The organism is Candidatus Frackibacter sp. WG13 (assembly GCF_900114655.1).
GTDB lineage: Bacteria > Bacillota > Halanaerobiia > Halobacteroidales > Acetohalobiaceae > Frackibacter.
Genome location: NZ_FOTT01000019.1, coordinates 41,818 through 59,665, shown reverse-complemented (window position 1 = coordinate 59,665; position 17,848 = coordinate 41,818). Strand labels below are relative to the sequence as shown.

Sequence of the window (17,848 nt, the reverse complement as noted above, 5' to 3'; positions counted from 1 at the left end):
TTACAACCGTGTGCGATATTAGCAAATGGACCACCATGGATAAATGCTGGTGTATTCTCTAAAGTCTGTACTAAGTTAGGCTTAATTGCATCCTTAAGTAATGCAGCCATAGCTCCGTGTACATTTAACTGCTTAGCCTGTACAGGCTCATCATCAAATGTATAACCGATAACGATGTTACCTAACCTTTCTTTTAAGTCTTCAATTCCTTCAGAAAGACAAAGAATAGCCATTACCTCAGAAGCAACTGTAATCATGAAGCCATCTTCTCTAACCTGACCGTTAGGGCCACCTACACCAACTAATACTTCTCTTAATGCTCTATCGTTCATGTCAACAACACGCTCGAATACTACCTCTTTCGGGTCTAAACCTAAGTCGTTACCCTGCTTAATGTGATTATCGATTGCTGCTGAAAGCATGTTATGAGCAACACCAATAGCGTGAATATCACCTGTAAAGTGTAAGTTAATATCTTCCATTGGAACTACCTGTGAATAACCTCCACCTGCAGCACCACCTTTAACTCCCATACATGGTCCTAAAGACGGTTCTCTTAGAGCTACTGTAGTCTTATGTCCTAACTGATTTAAAGCCTGTGTTAAACCAACACTAGTAGTTGTCTTACCTTCACCAGCAGGAGTAGGAGTAATAGCAGTAGTTAAGATTAACTTACTGTCCTCATTGTCCATTCTCTCCTTATAAGCTTCATACTTAACTTTAGCTTTGTTATCTCCATATAGTTCGATTTCATCCTTGCTTAATCCTAGAATTTCAGCTATCTCCGTAATGTGCTTTAATTCTGCCTCCTGAGCTATTTCAATATCTGACTTTACTGCCATTTAATAATCATCCACCTTTCGTTTTATTATAATTTAATTTTCTATACAAACTAATGAAAATTTAAAATATTATAAATTTTTATATTATACTAAAGACCTTTAACCCCACTTTTATCACTAATTATGATTAATATATACTCCTGACTGCCTGTACCTACCCCCTTCCGGCCATTATAGATATCCACCATATTTAAATTATATTTCTTAATAATGTAATTTATTACATTTACTTCTGCAAATCTAAGATATTAATCATTCTATTTCTCCTATATTATCTTTGCACTATTTAAATATATTATCTTTCAACCATAAAAACCCCTTCTTTTTGTGTAAAAAAAATCCATAAAGACTATAAAGTAACACAATAATCCTTTTATACAATAGAAAAGAGGTGGCTCAACAGCCACCTCTTTTATCTACTTCCTATTTTCTTTTATTTCTTAATTTAATATTAATTCTACTATCTGTATTTTCATCTAATCCAGTCCCAAAATCTTCCGGTTCCTCACTTTTGACCGGTTGCGTATCTTCAGCCTCTAACTCATCATTATCTGGATTATATTCATAATCACCTTTAAACTCAGCAATAATCTTCTTAATATCACTTGAGGTTAATGTTTCTTTATCCTTAAGCTCCTCAACCATTTTCTCTACCATAGCACTATTCTCACTTAAAACTCTAGTAGCTTTATCATAAGCATTTTCAATCATATTCTTAACTTCCTTGTCTATTAAAGCCGCTACATCTTCACTATAATTTCTATTTCTAGAAATATCACGACCTAAGAAGACTTGGTCACTATTCTTTTGACCTAAAGTTAGTGGCCCAATCTCATCACTCATTCCGTATTCTGTAATCATACCTCGAACAATCTTAGTAGCTCTTTCTAGGTCATTTTGAGCACCAGTACTTATTTCATCTAAAAATACCTCTTCAGCTACTCGTCCTCCTAAAAGAGCAGTCACTCTATCGATCAATTCGGATTTGGTTACAAAGTTCTTATCTGCTTCAGGTAGATTAATGGTGAATCCACCAGCTCTACCTCGCGGAATGATTGATACCTTATGAGTCGGATCAGAATGCTCTAGTAATTCACCTAAGAGAGCATGACCTGTCTCATGATAAGAAACAATATCCTTCTCCTTATCACTAATCAATCTACTCTTCTTCTGTGGACCAGCAATTACACGATCAATAGCATCATCAAACTCTAACATGCTAATCTGATCCTTATCTCTTCTAGCAGCCAAGATTGCTGCTTCATTAGCCAAGTTCTCCATATCAGCCCCTGTAAATCCTGGAGTTCTTTTAGCTAATATATCTAACCTTACATCATCAGCTAATGGTTTATCCTTAACATGAATCTCTAAAACACCTTTACGTCCTTTAAAGTCCGGCTTATCAACTATTACTTGACGATCAAACCGTCCTGGTCTTAATAAAGCAGGATCTAAAACATCCGGTCTATTAGTAGCAGCCATCAAAATAATACCTTCATTAGGCTCAAAACCATCCATTTCAACTAATAGCTGATTTAAAGTCTGTTCTCTTTCATCATGACCCCCACCAACTCCGGCTCCTCGTTGTCTACCTACCGCATCTAATTCATCAATAAAGATAATACATGGTGAATTCTCTTTTCCTTGTTCAAATAAGTCTCTAACTCGTGAAGCTCCAACTCCAACAAACATTTCTACAAAGTCTGAACCACTTATAATAAAGAATGGAACCCCCGCTTCACCAGCTACTGCTCTTGCCATCAATGTTTTACCAGTTCCTGGTGGTCCAACTAATAATACTCCTTTTGGTATTTCAGCACCTAATTTGTTAAACTTATCTGGTGACTTTAAAAACTCTACAACCTCTACTAACTCTTCTTTAACCTCTTCATAATTAGCTACATCATCAAATGTAACTTGTTTCTTTTCGTCATCGTGACGACGAGCTTTATTCTTACCAAAAGACATTACTTTGTTGCCGCCACCCTGCATCCTCTGCATAATAAAGAACCAAAAACCAAAGATTAGGATAGTTGGTAATAGATAACCTAAGATACTAGCCCACCAAGGCGGCTCAGGCTCTGGCTTAGTCTCAATAGCAACTTCGTTATCTTGTAAGATTTGTTCAACCTTTTCGATAGTTCCTGGAATATTTATTTCAAACTGATTTCCTTCTGGGGTCTTACCTTTAACTATCTCCTCCCCAACAATTGTTACCTTATCTATCTTGCCTTTCTTGACTGAAGTTATAAACTGACTATAACTAAAGTCTTGTTTAACTGGGGCAGGACTTATGAAATACTGTGCTATCAAAAATGCTATAGCAATTATTATCAAATAAAAGCCAATATTCTTCGAAAATCGATTCAACAAATAATCCTCCCTTCTATAATATATAGCTTACCACAATTAATTATTATACTATAAAAAATAGAAATTAGCAAGAAATTAACTAGAAATTATCACTTATCTTTCACCAAATATTTACTCATAAACTTCTGGCTTTAGAACAAAAATATAGGGAACATTACGATACTTTTCATTATAATCTAAACCATACCCAACTACAAACTTATCTGGAATCTCAAAACCATTATAATCCATGTCTACTTCTTTTTCTGTTCTACGGTCTGGTTTATCTAATAGTGTACAAATCTTAATACTTGCTGGATCTCTTGTTGCTAAAAAATCAACCACATGCTTTAAAGTTAAACCAGTATCTATTATATCTTCTACAATTAAGACATGTCTACCTTCAATATTTTCCTCTAGGTCCTTAATAATTCTTACAACTCCTGAGGATTTAGTTCCATCATAACTCGAAACATCCATAAAATCAAAAGTTACAGGTAAATCTACATGTCGAGCAAGGTCAGACATAAACATTATGCCACCTCTTAAAATCCCTACCATTACAATATCATCATCAACCTCATAATCTGCTGTAATTTCTGCTCCTAACTCTACAATTCGTTCCTCTATTTCTTCCGCTGTAATTAAGACTTCTTCAATTTGATCTTCTAATTCAGTTAGCACAATTACTTCCTCCTTTTTTAGATTCTATTAACTTGTACAGTTAATATTTCTTTTGTTTTATCTGTTATTCTAAATCTATTATCAACTCTTAAATCATCTATAGCAAATATTTCATCATCTAAAGTTGTAAAAATTGGCATCCTATCTCTTAACTCTACTGGAATTTTTTCATCGATCATAAAATCCTTTATCTTCTTGCTTCCTTGCATACCTAATGGCCGAAATCGGTCCCCATCTTTACGATTCCTTATTTTGATTCGATTACCGATTCTATCTTTATTTATATATAATTTATCTTCTTCTCTTATAACTTGCCTCCAATTTGGACCTGCTATTATAATTTTTAATATAACTTCAATTCCTAAATCTTTTATTTGATACTTTCCTGGAATGGAATATATCTGTGAAATTGACTTAGTTCTTGGTTGAGTTTCTTGCCAGAAAAAGATTAACTTTTCATAACCTCTTTTAACACGCAATCCTTGTGGAAGTTGAATTATACTACCTGTCTCCCCAACATTAATTAACTCCTCAATCTGCTGGATGTGATGGAAGTAGTAATCTTTTTTAGTTCCACAAAAAGAACTGATTGCTTTCCTAAACACCCTCCTTTGAATAGCTAAATCTAAATCCCTTAACGACTCTAAATATAAGGATAACTTATTCTGAGATTCATTAGCTAAAATTCGTTTATACTCCTTCACTACATAACTTTCCAAAAAATCATTCTCAACTCTTATAATTTCAGCCATTCTATTTAAATTCTCTTTAACCCCTTCATTAAACTCATCTTCTAGATAGGGTAACAACTCTAACCTAATCTTATTTCTTAAATAGACTGGCTTAAAATTAGAACTATCTAAACGAGGTTGTAAATTATACTCTTCACAATAATTATCAATATCTTTACGCCAAACTTCCAATAATGGTCTAATAAACCTATCATCTCTAATTGGGTTAATCCCACTTAAACCTTCTAAACCTGCTCCGCGTAAAAAATTAATCATCACTGTTTCTGCTTGGTCATCAGCATGTTGGCCAAGAGCTATCTTATCTGCCCCTATATCATTAGCTAACTCAACACAAAGTTGATAACGAATTTCCCGTGCTGCTGCTTGCTTAGAGAGATTATTTTCCTTTATATAAGTAGGTACATCATATTCACGAATGTTTACTGGAATTTCTAAACGTTCAGCAAATAGCTTAACATACTCAGCATCAGCTTTAGATTCTTCACCTCTAAACATATGATCTAAGTGAAATACATACAAAGATAGATCATAATCCTGTTGTAAACGATGCAAAATATGTAATAAAGCTAAAGAGTCTGGTCCTCCTGAAACACTAACTAAAACCTTATCTCCTTTAGTTAACAGTTTATGATTATCAATTGTTTTCCTAACATTCTCTAATAGACACATTATATCGCCTCTAGTTAACAGTAATATATAATTTAGGATTATCATCTCTTTCTTAAAATATACTATAATAAGCTTGGTTCAAAATAATTCTTTCGACAAAACTTTTTTGATTCCTTCTTCAATTAGTTATTTATTTTATCTAACTTCGGTAACTATTCAACTTTGTTACTACTACTGTCATATCATCACTAATCTCTTGTTTAGCCTCAATAGCTTGCTCTAAAATATAGTCTGCTAATGATTGAGGGTCATTTATTAAATTATTTCTTAATAAACGCATCATCCACTCTTCTTGTTTTATTTCATCTTCCTGAGAATCTAAAATACCGTCGGTTACCATAATAATCATATCTCCTGGTGAAATCTGCATCTGTTGTGTCAATTCTATATCTATATTATCCATAATTCCTATTGGAAGAGAAGTGCTTTTAACTAAATCGATTTTACGACTATCACGCTTAATAAAAGTAGGCGCTGAACCAACCTTGATAAATTCAGTCTGCCCAGTATAACAATTAATAGCACTGATATCGACAGTAGCAAATACTTCTTCCGCAGAACGAAGTAAGAGTGCAGAGTTAACCGTCTTAATAGCTAATTTCTTATCAAAACCAGCTGTAATTAACTTTTCTAGTAAATCAACCGTCGTTTGACTCTCTAAAGCTGCTCTTTCTCCTCTACCCATGCCATCACTTAGGATAGAAATAGTCTCTTCGTCATCTGCATCTATAACTTTATAATTATCTCCTGATATCTCTTTTTGACCAGGGCTAACTTGTGCAACACCTGTTTCGACTCGGTATGTAGTAGTTGGTGTGATTTCTAAAGAACAATACTGCTTACCTAAATGTCCCCCACACTTATTCCAAGAAACCTGAAACTTTTGATCTAAAGCTTGATTCAGGATAGGGATAATCTCCTGCTTGCATTCTTGGTTGCCGGCACAAGACTCTTTGGTCAAAGAAATCCTCATTTCGTTTTCAATATTATGTGTAGAAACTTTTTTAGTGAATATTCCATACAATTCTAATTCACTTTGAATTACTTTTTCTAAATTATTATCAAATCTAATATCAACTGCTAAATCGGAGGCTGCTGCTTCAAGGAGTTGGGAAACCCCTAACAACTGATTACCTATTACCTCCTTGCTATCTTTTAACTTCTTCTGCCAGAAGTTATTAGTCTCATACTTCTCTAAAAGCCTATTTGCTGTCTCACTAAATTCTACTGACATCCTACATTCGCCGTGCATGACTTGACTTAATACTTTAGAACTAATTCCACCCTGATTTTCGGCCACCGATAAGACTTCAACAGAACGTTGATAAGTTTTAAAGAACTCTTGTTCCCAACAAAGACTATAATATTCACATTCTACACAAACTTGATTAGTAATTATACTCAATAGTTCTTCCACATTGTCACTTTGGTTAGGATTAGCCCTTGAAACTTGTTGGAAAGTATTAGCTAATTCTATAAAAACATCAGAAATTTCATTAACTCGATTTACAATCTTATTCTGCATCTCTTCTTGTTGTGATTCCATCGAATAAGCTTTTGACCCAGGGATCCATCTTCCTAAAGACTCAATTATCTTATCAGGAAGCAAAACTAGAATTCCACCTGCTAATAATGCTTCTCCTATCACTGCATTAATACTATTTAGTTCTATTAAAAATATAGTGTAAAGTAGTATTGTTAATGAAAAACCTATAATTACCCCTAACTTACCTTCTCTTTTAAAATTACCACTAATTAAACCAGCTAATGCATAAAGACCTGTGACTTCAATCACATATAAGTTAGAAATGCTATAGAATAACCCGATTACAACTCCTACTACCGTTGCTACAGTTCCTCCACCATTGATAGCTACCAGCATAATCATTAAATCGCTAAATACCCGCGAAAGATTGACTACTCCTATATTTACATTAGGAAAGCCAATACTCAAACTTGCTAATGTAATTAATAGTGCTAAGATATTAATCTCTTCTAACTCTTCTCTCTTTTCAGCCCCAAGTAACGGTGATAAACCTTCAAGTAAAACCAAGGTTAAAACTCCTACCAATACTACTCCTAATAAGAGAGTTAGATTATAATACAAATGTTTGCTTGCTAAAAATATATTAATGACTTCAATAACTAAAAGCACACCAGCATTTAACATTGCAAAATGTATCTTAGAAACTCTCTGTTTCCCATATAAGAAAACCAGCGAAGCTAAACTAAATAATATTCCTGCTAACAAATATTTAGCAAATAGCCAACTCCAGCCCAAAGCCGTATAATAACCAATATAGATACTAATAATAAAGAATACTACTCTACTTATCCCTTCGCTTTTATAAAGTTTCTGGTAAACACTCACTCCTAAAAAAGCTAATCCAAAAGGTAATAGATTTGCTGATAAAGAGGCTCGTCCAATTACTACCCCTAAGCATACATACACAAGGTGTAATAAATCAAATTCTAGAACTATCTCCTTAACTAATTGACTTATCACCTCTAATTTAGTTTTATCATTCTCCTTTAATCTTTTATAAATAGGAAGATCAGTCTCAACTAACATTATATTAATACCTCCTCTGAAATTTAACCTTTTATGGCTGTAAAGTATATTATACATCTTTTCCCAGAGAAGATTTGTCGTTTTATCTAGATGGTCGTACAATTTTTTCTTATATATTATGACAAAAAAAATAACACTCCTATTATTCAGAGTGTTCTTGTAAAAATATGTATTAATTTTTAATATAAAAATGGTGGCGGCGCAGGGATTTGAACCCCGGACTCTACGGGTATGAACCGTATGCTCTAGCCAGCTGAGCTACACCGCCAAAATGGTGCCGGGGGTGGGACTCGAACCCACACGGGCACTAAAGGCCCATCGGATTTTAAGTCCGATGCGTCTGCCAATTCCGCCACCCCGGCAATTTAATTTTTAGACCTTTTTTTGCGACGACAGCAATAATTATAGTATATATTACACCTATGGTCAATAACCATCACAGACTATTAGCAATGATTACACAATTATATTCCTTTATTACTCTCTTTTACTTTAGTTTTCTTCTTTTTGCTATAATCATAAATAATCCCTTCTAAAATGTCAGATTCACTAACTATAATCTTCTTTTTCCTCATTCTCTTCATTATCTCTAGTAAAATTTGAATTCCTGCTACAATAATATCTGCTCTTTTAGGCTGTAATCCGATTACTGCTTTTCTTTCTGTAATAGACTTTGTATTTAATTTTAAAAGAATTTCTTTAATTGTCGAAATATCCAAAGCATAACCATGGACTTTTTTAGGGTCATATGAAGATAAACTCTGATCAATTGCCGCTAGAGTCGTTATTGTTCCTCCAACTCCTAATAAACATTCTAAATTATCATCTATTTTTTTAATAACCGGAGTTATGAGCGATGAAATCATCTCACTTCTCTGTTCTATATCCGAACTTTTTTCTGTCATTCGCACTGCACCTACATCAATACTAAATCTTTCTTTTATCTTATCCTTAACCCCAAGAATAAATTCTGTACTCCCACCACCAATATCTAAGACTAAATTAGAATCTAATAATTGATCTGATAATCCCTTAACTACCCCTAAATAAGAAAGTTCTGCTTCTTCTTCTCCACTAATAACTTCTACATTTAATCCCGTTCTTTCATTAACCTTATCGATAAATAGTTGTCGATTAACAGCATCTCTAACTGCACTAGTGGCCACTACTCTAAATTTATTAACCTGATAATCATCTAATAATCTTCTATACTCAGATAAGGCCTTAATAGTCCTTTCTATTGCTTCTGGTTGCAAACACTGTGATGAATCAACACCTTTTCCTAAACGGGTGGTTCTTAACTCGGTAGCTAAAGGTTGCATCTCACCTCTTAATAGAAGTTCCCCGATTAAAAGCCGGGTTGAATTTGTTCCTATATCAATAGCTGCTAATCTTTCCATCTTTTTCACTCCTTACAATCAGCATTACATTCTTCTTCACAAGAATTAGAGAATCCTTCCTTCAATAATTCTTCTACTCTTTTTCCAACAGGATTCTTTTTATTTAATAAATAATCTGCATATTGAGTATGTAAACATTTAACCCCTTCCAAATTCATAATACCACCTACTCCTGACTCCGAAACGACCTTCCAACGACCAGGATAATTCTCTTTTAAGTTCTTTAAATCCTCAGAAGATAATAGCTCAACTCTATTTTGAGCATAATCATCATAAGATAATAATAATCTTTCCCTCTCAACAGGATCATTAATTATCTCATTTTGAATCTCTTTAACTAATCCTTCCGACTCTAATTCCGAAATCCTAGTTATTAACTCTGGACAACTCAACCAATAAGTCGTAGGAAAGATACCTAACTCATCCTCTTTATTAAAGACTGGATAAGTAATTAGTATCTGGGGGTAACCATGCTCACATCTCTTCCCCACTCCAACTAGATTTCTTGGCTCTCTACCTAACTGCTTCTTTATTACTTCTAAATCTTCCTCTGTATATTCCTGCTCCATTAAATTTCACCTCTCAACCTCATTTGTTTTTTACCTCTAAATCTAATTAAACACCCTCTTAGAGGGTGTTTAATAGTCAAATTCATAATTTATTTAATACATTACATAGTTAGAAACTATAACTCATATATTTAATAACGTGACGAACCACCACGTTTAGATTCAATGCTTTTCTTTAAATCTTGTTGTCTTTCATCACTCTCTTTAATAAACTGTTTCATTTGCTCTTCAAAAGGTACCTTAGGAGTCTTTTTATCTTCATCATCTAACTGCTTAATAGATAAGCCAATTTTACCATCATTATCTATAGAAATAACCTTCACCTTGATTTCTTCTTTCATACTTAAATAGTCATTTACATTCTTAACATAAGTATCAGCTATTTCTGAAATGTGAACTAACCCAGTTTCACCTCCAGATAGCTCTACAAAAGCTCCGAAATTTGTTATCCCAGTTACTACTCCTTCTACGACACTCCCGACCTCAATTGACATACTTTAAAAATTCCTCCTCTTAAAATTTTCTTAGCGCAAAAATATTTACACTAACTATCAATATTATACCTCATATTCTACTTAGTGTCAAGTGAACCACCTCCGAGACAAGCAACGGAGGCTTTAAAAGAAGTGTGGTATTTAAGTTTCCACCTAATACTAGGCAACCCTTATTCTTTTTGGGGTATCCACTACCCCATTATCCCTAATCTGCTTTAGCATTTTGGGAATACATTTATCTTTTAAGTATTTTCTCATTATATTTAATGAGCCATTTACATCAGCATTGATTAGTTTATTACCTGTTTTGAATAGACCTCTTGCGATTCGTCTAGATTTATCATAGTTAGCTTTATTTAGTTTTTCTAGGTCTACGGAACTACAACCTGATGTATAGCTTTCATTAATTAAGATTACTTTAATACCTTCTAATTCAGCTTTGTACTCAATTAACTCTACTAATCTTTGTATTGGTATTTGAACAAAAGATTTAAGGCTATTATCTTGCTTAATATTCTTCAAATCTCCAATGATGATAGTAGATACTTTATTTTCAATTGCTAATTCAATTATCTTTCTACTGGCTTTATGCAAATAGTCTTTAACATAGTTTCTTCTTTTTAATCTAAGGTTTCTAATTTGTTGAGTATCCTTAAATTTGTCACTACCTACTTGTTTCATTCTGATATTTTGAAATTTAGCGATTTCTTTATTAAAATAAGAATTCTTAGATTTAATAGTCTTACCATTAATTATATAGCTTTCAGAATTATCTTTAAATGTTAAAGTCGCTAAATTATCCAAACCTAAGTCTATTGACATTATGTTAGGATTAGTATTCTCCTCAACTTCTTCAACTTTATAGATAATCAGTAAATACCATTCTTTAGAAAGTTTATCTTGCTTAATCCTTACCTGCTGAATAGCATCTAAATCCACAATGCTTTGAACTGCTAACGGCAACTCAAATTTAAGACTTTTTACATTGTACTCAGATTTTATCGCTTTAGACAAGGACAATAGCAAATGATTATCTCTAACTCTAGTTGCTAAGTTAGTAAAGATTATCTCATTAGGATTTTTGTCCATATTCTTAAACTTAGGTGGTCTAGGTTGACCTTTATACTTGTTAGAATTTTTATTATAGTCTTTGATACTAGCAAAGTAACTTTTCCAATCTTGAGCTAACTGCTTTAATGCTTGTTGTCTATTATGACTATGAAGGAAGTCATTATGCCAATTACTCTTAAACTGTTTTTCTAATCTAGTATAGACAGGTTTTACATCTTCATTATTCCTAACTTCATAATTGACAATATTATAGAGTTTAGTGGTATGCCAACTGATTTCTTTAATTATTTTTAATTGCTTATTAGTAAACTTAGGTTTAAATTTAAATGCTAACCTCATATTTCCACCTTCTTTACATTGTTATCTATGTCAATATTATAACATAACATTGACACATTGCCAACTATGTGGTATAGTTATTTTGGAGGTGTTTTAAATGGCTAGAAAAAATATTAATACTACATTAGATGAAGATTTATACAAAAAGATTAAAATATTAGCTATTGAATTAAACAAAAATGCTAATGACTTGCTAGAGGAAGGTATGGAATATATCCTTGACAAATACAAAGACAACCAAGCATAGTAAATACAATTATGGATATGAACTCATTGAACAAGAAATAATGCCAGACCACGTACATTTATTTATCTCTGCTCCAGTAGATATAATTAGAAAACTAAAGAGTATATCTGCTAATTACATCTTTAAAACTTTTCCTAACTTAAAGAAAGCTAAATTTTGGGGAAAAGACTCATTCATCCCCTAAGACAAGCAAAGGGGTTTTCTGAGCCTTTCCTATAAAGTACAATCAAAAATTCATTGTCAAGGCTATCCGCTTTCTATCTGCATCTATATCTAAAATCTTTACTTGGACTATATCCCCTACTCTTACTACCTCTAATGGATCTTCAACATATTCTGAACTCAATTCAGAAATATGTACTAACCCATCATCTTTAATTCCAATATCTACAAAAGCACCAAAATCTACAACATTACGAACTGTTCCTTTTAAAATCATATCTACTTTTAAATCTTCTAAACTAGTTACTTCTTGTTTGAAAACAGGTTTTGGCAAATCTTCTCTTGGGTCCCTACCTGGTCTTACTAGTGCTTTTTTAATATCTTGTAGTGTAGGTAACCCTACCTCCAATTCATCAGCCACAGATTCTAAATCGAGACCATTTAACGCTTCTTTTAATTCAGCCTTCTGTTCATCAAAATCTAATTCTTGCAAATCAAAGCCAACTTTAGATAACAAATTTTCAGCTACTTGATAAGATTCCGGATGAATTGGAGTTGCCGCTAATTTATCATCTTCATTATAAATTCTTAGGAATCCAGCTGCCTGAGTAAAGGTCTTAGGTCCTACACCGTAAACATCTTTTAAGTCTTTCCTCTTAACAAATTTACCATTTTCTTCACGACGCTTAACTATCTTTTCAGCTACACTTGTATTAATTCCTGCTACATATTTTAATAATGAAGATGACGCTGTATTTAAGTTAACTCCAACATAATTTACTACTGATTCCACTACTACCTCTAACGCTTCTTCTAAATTCCCTTGATTAAGATCATGTTGATACATTCCAACTCCAATATGCTTAGGGTCTATCTTTACCAACTCTGCTAGCGGATCTTGTAATCTTCTAGCAATAGAAATAGCTCCTCTTAAAGAAACATCTAATTCCGGGAACTCTTTTTGCGCTACTTTAGAAGCTGAATATACAGATGCTCCTGCTTCACTAACTATTATGTAATGCAACTTCCCATCTACCTCATTAATAATGTCAGCTACAAAAGCCTCTGTCTCTCTACAGGCGGTTCCATTGCCAATAGTGATTACCTCTATTTGATATTTATCTACTAATTCTTTAATTATCTTCTTTGACTTATCTATTTCTTTCTGTGGTGGATGAGGATAGATAGTAGCAGTAGTTAATAAGTTTCCTATTTCATCAATAGCCGCTACTTTAGCTCCGGTCCTAAAACCAGGATCTATAGCTAAAACTCTTTTATTACGAACTGGTGGTTGTAGTAAAAGGTTTCTTAAATTATCTGCAAATAGATCAATTGCATGCTCCTCAGCTTCCTCAGTTAATTTATTCCTAACTTCCCTTTCAATAGCTGGAGCAACTAATCTCTGATAACCATCTTCAATAGCCTCTTCAATCTGTGCTAAAAATATAGTCTCAGAGTTTTCAATAACTATCTTCTTAATTTTAAAGAGAATTCTTTCCTCAGGAGCAGTCACCTTCACCCTTAACGCTTCTTCCTCTTCTCCTCGATTGATAGCTAAAGTCCTGTGAGGAGGAACATTCTTTATCTTTTCACTATATTCATGATAATCTAGATAATTATTCTCCTCGTCTTCAATTACTTTCGCAGTTAGATTTCCTTTAGAGAAAGTTAATTTACGGGCCAGCTTTCTTACCTCTGGTTGGTCCGCTACATACTCAGCAATTATATCTCGAACTCCTTGTAGTACATCATCAACTTCGACTAACTCATTATCCTCATCTAAGTATTCAGCAGCAATGTCATTTATAGAACCGCTTTTTTCCTTTTGTTCTAAGAATAGCTCAGCTAAAGGCTCTAATCCTTTCTCCTTAGCTTTAGTAGCTCTAGTCTGCCGTTTCTGCTTATAAGGGCGGTAGAGGTCTTCAACTGTTTGCAATTGGGTAGCTTGTCTAATTTTTTGCTCTAATTCTGGAGTTAATTTATCTTGCTTCTCTATTAATTCAATAACTTTATCTTTTCTTTCATTTAGATTACGTAAATACTCTAACTTCTCATTTAAATCTCTAAGTTGAGTTTCATCTAGCCCTCCTGTTACTTCTTTTCTGTATCTTGCTATAAATGGAATAGTATTTCCATCATCTAATAATTCTACTGTGTTCTTCACTTGCTTTTTGGCTAAATCTAATTCATTAGCTAATTGTTGATTAATCTCTTCTTGCATATACTTTACCCCTTCCACTATTTAACCTCTTCATCTTCTTCATCAACTACTATATATAAAGTCTCACCAGGTTTAACTAAACCTAAATCTTTTCTAGCAATCTCTCTAATAAATTCTTTAGAATTTACTTTTTTAAGTTTATTATTTAATACATCAACTTCTCTTTCCAAAGCATTAGCCTGTAACTGCAAATTATTTAGTTCTTTCTTCATCTTCTCAACTTTAGTGTTTGCTTGAAAAAAACTATAAGCAACCCCAGCTAATATTAGGACGACAACTAATAATAATTTTTTGGAAGCAGCAAGTTGCAAAAATGAACTATTATTTTTAATTTCATTATTCTTCTTCCTATTCATAGTATCCTCCTAAGTTTATGTAAAGTTTAACCAAGCTGTTAAAAAGTGTTATCTATTATTATAGTTTTCTAGATATAATTATGATTTCCTTCTTAAGTAACTTGCAAAATATATTTCTTTATTATTAGGGCTATGTTTTAAGTTCAGTTATCTTTTCTTTAAAAGCAACTAAACCTCTTTTAATGAAGTTGTATAACTTCTGAATCAATTTTAAAATTTGCTTAATAAAAATAATTATTTTTTCTAAAATTAATCTAAAATATCTAATTACAAATTTACTAAATAATCGATTATATAATAAGATTCCTACCGCTAAACCAATAAAGATATAGAATCTAACATCACCTACATTACCTTTCAACAAGACAACAAAAGTCATAGTCCCTGCTAATATACAGAAACTAAAATCAATTATCTTTGTAATTAAGTCACCTAAAAGTCCAAAACTTCTAATCACACGATAAATATCAAAGATGAAAGCTAAAAAATTGCCTAATAAAATCATATATGCAAATGTTCTTATCTGTACTTCTAATGAAATCATCAACCTTCACCCCAATTGTAATTGAAATCTAAGGCCCTTACATGGTCAATTAATTATGCGCGAAAGCTAACTTTTAAACTGGTATTGGTCATAAATAAAAAAGGCCACCCAATGTGGCTAAGATAAATAACTATTCACTTTATTTAAATAAATTATTAAGAAAACTTCCACCTTTAGCATTCTCTGAGTAGTCCAAGTTCATAATATGACCATTTATTACTAACTCTCCATCATCTAAATTTAATTGTTTGATATTAAAACCTTCTCCAGTAATAAACAGAGGTCCTAATTCTGTTTCTAAATTAACCTCTTCTTCACTATAATTGAGAACTTCTGTCACTCCAGTTATCTCTATTAACTCACGATTTATAAGTTTAATCTGATGTTTGCTCATAGATATCCCCCTTTCACTCTTTAATCTATATTTATGTTAATTGGGGAATATCTATGACTCATGAATACTATTCTTTGTCAAACCAGCCATCATGCTTCTCCCTAATCTTTATTTCATCCCAACCACTCCAGTTATTAGACCACCAGCCAACTGTTGCATGATCAAATTCATTAGCCATCTCCATATCAAAATCACCTTGTGTATACCACCAGTAATTCATGTCTGAAACCTCTGAGTTATATTCATCACTTGTGAATCTGTCAAATTCACTTCTTTTACGATCCATAGCTATATTACCTCCTTCATTTACTAGTACTTTTATTATTATCTCTTTTTAATAATTTTAATCAGTATATTTTTAGTAATATTGACTAGAAATCATCGCCCATTAAAAAAAGGCAGTTGAGATAATCTCAACTGCCTCTTAGACCGTTCACTATTTATCTTTGTTTGATTTGATAGCTATATTCAAACAGTAACCTAAACCTCCATATAATACTATACACCCGAAGATTAACATCGCAATTGCTGAACCAGGCATTATCTCTCCTCCTTTCATCAACTATAACTCTGGTCAAATTCATTTAAACTTGCAAATTCTCTTCTTCTGCTCCTTCTTGTCCTTTTAATCGAGCAAATACAGCAAAACCTAATACTACAGCACCAATAGCAACAGCCCAACCAATATTTAAAGCCCATTGAGGATAACCTCCATATGCTTTGCTAAATTCTTGAATCACACTGTTGACTAATGACCAAGTTAAGATAAGAGGAGTTACATACTTAATCATAATATCCCACCAAGTTCCAATCTTAATTTCAGATAATGGATTTATATATTCACGTAAGTTTTTAGGTCCATAAATCCAACCGATTACAATACATTCAAATAGTCCAACTACTGCTAGACCAAAACCATTAACAAAGTGATCTACTATATCTAACCAGTATAATCCACCCTTAGTAGCAAATAATAGACCAGCAACTAATCCACTTAAGCAAACTAACTGAATAACCTTCTTCTTCTTACCAGGTCACTTATCATCAAAACCAGCTATTACTGATTCGGTAATAGAGAAGGCTGAATCTATACCTAACGTTAATAATATTAAAAAGAAGACAAGAGCAAAGATTGTCTGAGCTACCGGTCCACCAGGTAGAAGACTGATCGCTTCTGGATAAGTTACAAAAGCTAGTCCTACGCCAGCATCAACTACTTCTGCCACTGCTACTCCTTTAGCCTGAGCCATATATCCTAAAGTACCAAAGATACCAAACCCAGCTAAGAAACTGATTCCACAATTAGCAAAGGTAGTAATTAAAGCGTTATTTGTAATATCACTATCTTCCGGTAGGTAACTTGCATAAGCAATCATAATACCAAAACCTAAACTCAAACTGAAGAAGACCTGACCATAAGCCGCCAACCAAACCTGCGGATCAGTTAAGACTGAAAAATCCGGCTGCAAATAATAAGTCAACCCTTCGATAGCTCCTGGTAAAGTAACTGCTCTTACTGCTAATACTACTAATAAGATAACCGGCAATGGCACAGTAAGCATTACTACTTTTCCTACACCAGTAACTCCATTTCTTAGAATAAAATAAATAAGAGCCCAAGTAACCACTGTTCCGATTAATACCGGTGTGCTGAAGCCACCTAATTCTGCCGGACCTGAAGATAAATGTAGTACTTCTTTATAAAAATAGTCAGCTACCCCTGACTTCCAAGCTACACTAAATGAACCAGCTAAATATTTCCAAATCCAAGCCATAATCGCACCGTAATACGACATAATAACAAAACTAATCAGTACAGCCCACCAACCAAGACCTTCCCATGTCTCTTTAATCTTTTTAAATGCTCCTGGTGCTCCTTGCTGTGTCTTATGTCCTAGTCCATACTCCAAAATGATTAATGGAATCCCCGCTGTAAATAACGCTACAAAATAAGGGATTAAGAAAGCTCCACCTCCATTAGCATAAGCTGTATAAGGAAAACGCCAAGCATTCCCTAAACCAGCTGCTGAACCAATTGCTGCCAAAACAAAGGCTGCTCGATTTCCCCATTGATCTCTTTTTGCTGCCATACTTACTACTCACTCCTCGTATTTATTATTTTTATACAATTATTTCTTCTCTTCTTGCTAATCTCTTCTAAATTATATCTACTTAATCCT

At 33.2% G+C, this 17,848-nt stretch carries 17 protein-coding genes, 2 tRNA genes and 1 pseudogene; 2 read left to right on the top strand and 18 right to left on the bottom strand.

Annotation, left to right across the window (positions count from 1 at the left end):
- The 11 genes from BM077_RS10270 to BM077_RS10220 all read right to left on the bottom strand — a co-directional run.
- Positions 1-842: formate--tetrahydrofolate ligase (locus tag BM077_RS10270; RefSeq protein ID WP_143018626.1), on the bottom strand; the 842-nt coding region annotated here is incomplete at its 3' end.
- Between the two features lie 423 nt (positions 843-1,265).
- Positions 1,266-3,212: an ATP-dependent zinc metalloprotease FtsH gene (ftsH, locus tag BM077_RS10265; RefSeq protein WP_089750018.1), complete on the bottom strand. Its 1,947-nt coding sequence runs from the start codon at positions 3,210-3,212 to the stop codon at positions 1,266-1,268.
- A gap of 114 nt (positions 3,213-3,326) precedes the next feature.
- Complete coding sequence (hpt, locus tag BM077_RS10260) at positions 3,327-3,878, bottom strand: hypoxanthine phosphoribosyltransferase (protein WP_089750016.1); 552 nt, start codon at positions 3,876-3,878, stop codon at positions 3,327-3,329.
- Between the two features lie 17 nt (positions 3,879-3,895).
- On the bottom strand, positions 3,896-5,299 hold the full coding sequence (tilS, locus tag BM077_RS10255; RefSeq protein ID WP_176941698.1) for a tRNA lysidine(34) synthetase TilS: 1,404 nt from the start codon (positions 5,297-5,299) through the stop codon (positions 3,896-3,898).
- Between the two features lie 139 nt (positions 5,300-5,438).
- The gene (gene spoIIE, locus BM077_RS10250) at positions 5,439-7,871 is read right to left on the bottom strand and encodes a stage II sporulation protein E (RefSeq protein WP_176941697.1); all 2,433 of its coding nucleotides are present in this window, start codon (positions 7,869-7,871) and stop codon (positions 5,439-5,441) included.
- Between the two features lie 191 nt (positions 7,872-8,062).
- Positions 8,063-8,139, bottom strand: a tRNA-Met gene (locus tag BM077_RS10245).
- Positions 8,140-8,143: 4 nt separating this feature from the next.
- Positions 8,144-8,233 (bottom strand) — tRNA-Leu (locus BM077_RS10240).
- A 102-nt stretch (positions 8,234-8,335) separates the two neighbouring features.
- On the bottom strand, positions 8,336-9,271 hold the full coding sequence (locus BM077_RS10235) for a Ppx/GppA phosphatase family protein (protein ID WP_089750010.1): 936 nt from the start codon (positions 9,269-9,271) through the stop codon (positions 8,336-8,338).
- Between the two features lie 5 nt (positions 9,272-9,276).
- Positions 9,277-9,840: a DUF501 domain-containing protein gene (locus tag BM077_RS10230; protein WP_089750008.1), complete on the bottom strand. Its 564-nt coding sequence runs from the start codon at positions 9,838-9,840 to the stop codon at positions 9,277-9,279.
- Positions 9,841-9,971: 131 nt separating this feature from the next.
- Entirely contained in the window at positions 9,972-10,334 is a 363-nt protein-coding gene (locus BM077_RS10225) for a S1 RNA-binding domain-containing protein (RefSeq protein WP_089750006.1), read from the bottom strand.
- A gap of 159 nt (positions 10,335-10,493) precedes the next feature.
- The gene (locus BM077_RS10220; RefSeq protein WP_089750005.1) at positions 10,494-11,744 is read right to left on the bottom strand and encodes an RNA-guided endonuclease InsQ/TnpB family protein; all 1,251 of its coding nucleotides are present in this window, start codon (positions 11,742-11,744) and stop codon (positions 10,494-10,496) included.
- A 97-nt stretch (positions 11,745-11,841) separates the two neighbouring features.
- Between BM077_RS10220 and BM077_RS13760 the strand changes: the two genes are divergently transcribed.
- A complete protein-coding gene (locus BM077_RS13760; protein WP_176941696.1) occupies positions 11,842-11,991 on the top strand; it encodes a hypothetical protein in 150 nt (49 codons plus the stop codon).
- Positions 11,992-12,031: 40 nt separating this feature from the next.
- Positions 12,032-12,175, top strand: a complete 144-nt coding sequence (locus BM077_RS10215) for a transposase (protein ID WP_143018624.1) — start codon at positions 12,032-12,034, stop codon at positions 12,173-12,175.
- A gap of 42 nt (positions 12,176-12,217) precedes the next feature.
- On the opposite strand, the gene BM077_RS10210 is transcribed toward BM077_RS10215, so the two are convergent.
- From BM077_RS10210 to BM077_RS10185, 7 genes and pseudogenes are all read right to left on the bottom strand, one after another.
- Positions 12,218-14,374: a Tex family protein gene (locus BM077_RS10210; protein ID WP_089750024.1), complete on the bottom strand. Its 2,157-nt coding sequence runs from the start codon at positions 14,372-14,374 to the stop codon at positions 12,218-12,220.
- Positions 14,375-14,391: 17 nt separating this feature from the next.
- A complete protein-coding gene (locus BM077_RS10205) occupies positions 14,392-14,730 on the bottom strand; it encodes an FtsB family cell division protein (RefSeq protein WP_089750000.1) in 339 nt (112 codons plus the stop codon).
- Between the two features lie 130 nt (positions 14,731-14,860).
- On the bottom strand, positions 14,861-15,274 hold the full coding sequence (gene yabQ, locus BM077_RS10200) for a spore cortex biosynthesis protein YabQ (protein WP_089749998.1): 414 nt from the start codon (positions 15,272-15,274) through the stop codon (positions 14,861-14,863).
- Between the two features lie 139 nt (positions 15,275-15,413).
- The gene (yabP, locus tag BM077_RS10195; RefSeq protein ID WP_089749997.1) at positions 15,414-15,668 is read right to left on the bottom strand and encodes a sporulation protein YabP; all 255 of its coding nucleotides are present in this window, start codon (positions 15,666-15,668) and stop codon (positions 15,414-15,416) included.
- A gap of 67 nt (positions 15,669-15,735) precedes the next feature.
- Positions 15,736-15,954 carry a hypothetical protein gene (locus tag BM077_RS10190; RefSeq protein WP_089749995.1) on the bottom strand — a complete coding sequence of 73 codons (219 nt, stop codon included), beginning with the start codon at positions 15,952-15,954 and terminating at the stop codon, positions 15,736-15,738.
- A gap of 150 nt (positions 15,955-16,104) precedes the next feature.
- Entirely contained in the window at positions 16,105-16,209 is a 105-nt protein-coding gene (locus BM077_RS13610) for a MetS family NSS transporter small subunit (RefSeq protein ID WP_143018623.1), read from the bottom strand.
- Positions 16,210-16,252: 43 nt separating this feature from the next.
- A pseudogene (locus BM077_RS10185) lies at positions 16,253-17,758 on the bottom strand (sodium-dependent transporter).
- Positions 17,759-17,848 lie beyond the last annotated feature (90 nt).